This window comes from uncultured Campylobacter sp., assembly GCF_938045595.1.
Lineage (GTDB): Bacteria > Campylobacterota > Campylobacteria > Campylobacterales > Campylobacteraceae > Campylobacter_B.
In genome coordinates this window covers 1-1,718 of record NZ_CALIBB010000011.1, presented here as the reverse complement: position 1 = coordinate 1,718, position 1,718 = coordinate 1, and the positions used below count along the sequence as shown (strand labels likewise).

The 1,718-nt window shown below is 51.5% G+C and carries 1 protein-coding gene; it reads left to right on the top strand.

The genetic code is table 11. The annotated features are described in order from the left end of the window. Positions 1–639 precede the first annotated feature (639 nt). Positions 640–1,401: an EFR1 family ferrodoxin gene (locus tag Q0340_RS00300; RefSeq protein WP_298081686.1), complete on the top strand. Its 762-nt coding sequence runs from the start codon at positions 640–642 to the stop codon at positions 1,399–1,401. The last annotated feature ends 317 nt before the right edge of the window (positions 1,402–1,718 follow it).

Here is a 1,718-nt window from a genome sequence, read left to right as displayed (position 1 = left end):
TGTATGGTTTTTGGAATGATCGCGGGCGAAACAATCGGGGCTTAAATTTAGCGCCCGCGAAATTTCGGCGCGAAGCGGTTGTCAACGCGCGCTTTATTAAATTTCGGCGCAAAGTAGCCATACATGCTTTGCGCCGAAATACTCCGCACGCCCTAAACGGCCCATATAAATCGCGGCGTGTCGCTATCTACGATCATATACGAGGCGGCAAAGCACATTGCGGCCGGCAAGGCGGCTTAGCGTGCGAAGCGGTAAAATGTGCGCGGTCTAAAAAGGCTCTGTCTCGCGAGCTGTAGCGCTAGAGAGGGCCGGGCGGCGCGCGCAGTAGCAGCGAACCGTCCGTACCGTCGCCAAACGCCGCGGCGGTAAAATTCAAAGCATAAAATTTCAAATGCTTAAAATTTTAAAATTTCATAACGCTAAATTTTACGACTGCTTCCGAGTCCACGCTGCGTAAGCTCTGTTTTGTGCATATCGCGCACACTAGGTTTAACCGCCGCTTTTATGACGCCGCGGTGCAATCGCGCGATCAGATTTTAAAATTTCATGCGCTTTTTGCGTAAAATTTCATCCTATTAGCAATCAACGGCGCTAAATTTCGCTAAAATTCGTCACATAAAGTAAGCTTGGGAGACGGGCATGATAGCGATCTATTTTAGCGCCACGGGCAACACGAAGCATTGCGCGGGTAATCTCATCGCTCATCTCGGCGGCGTCTGCGTCTCGATCGAGAGCGAGGCCTGCGGCGAGCTTTTAAAGCACCACAACGACGTCATTTTGGCATATCCTATCTATTTTAGCGACCTACCGCGTATCGTGCGCGACTTCCTCTACCGAAACGGCGCGAGCTTTAGCGGCAAAAACGTATTCATCCTCGCTACGATGGAGATTTTCAGCGGCGACGGGGCAGGGTGCGCGGCTAGAGTTTTAAAACAATTCGGCGCCAACATAACGGGCGGCGCTCATATCAAAATGCCCGCGTTCATCCTCGACGTGGCGATTTTCAGCTACTCGCAAGCGAAAAACGAGCGCATAATCAAAGAGGCGGACGCTAAAGTCAGACGCGTTGCGGAGGCGCTTAGCGCAAATCGTCCGCCGCAAGAGGGGCTGGGCGCGCTCTGTCGTATCGCAGGGTTTTTAGGACAACGACTTTGGATGAAAATTTGGGATAAAGGCCCCTTTGCTAAGCGCAAACCGAGCCTTGATCCATCGCGATGCATCGGCTGCGGGGCTTGCGTCAAACCCTGTCCGATGCAAAACATAAAGCTCGCTTGCAAAAAGGCGCAATTCGGCGATGAGTGCACGCTTTGCTACAGGTGCGTAAATATATGCGAGCGCAGAGCCATAACGATCCTAGGCAGGGCGAAAAATTTAGAAAAGTCCATCGCCGCAGACTTATGAGGACGAGCTCATGCCTCACAAGTTCGCAATCAAATGCGTAAAAACGGGCGAGGAAATTTTACTTTTTGATAGCACTGCGCACGGCTAAAGCGCGACGTTTCGCGACAGGCTCGATGCAGAAAAAGTAGCCCGTCGCTATATAGTGAAATTTAATCTACCGCCGCGCAAGACCCGCGTAAAATTTGGCTATAGCACCCACTACGACGACGAAATGGACGAATACGAAACGGACGAGAGTGGCAGAGTTCTACTGATAAACGGCGGGACCGCCTCGTGGGATGAGGTTAAGGCAAACGGCTTTGATTATATCGCCATAA

Coding starts and splice junctions, on each gene's coding strand:
- Q0340_RS00300 (WP_298081686.1), top strand. CDS start 640: ATGATAGCGATCTATTTTAGCGCCACGGGCAACACGAAGCATTGCGCG.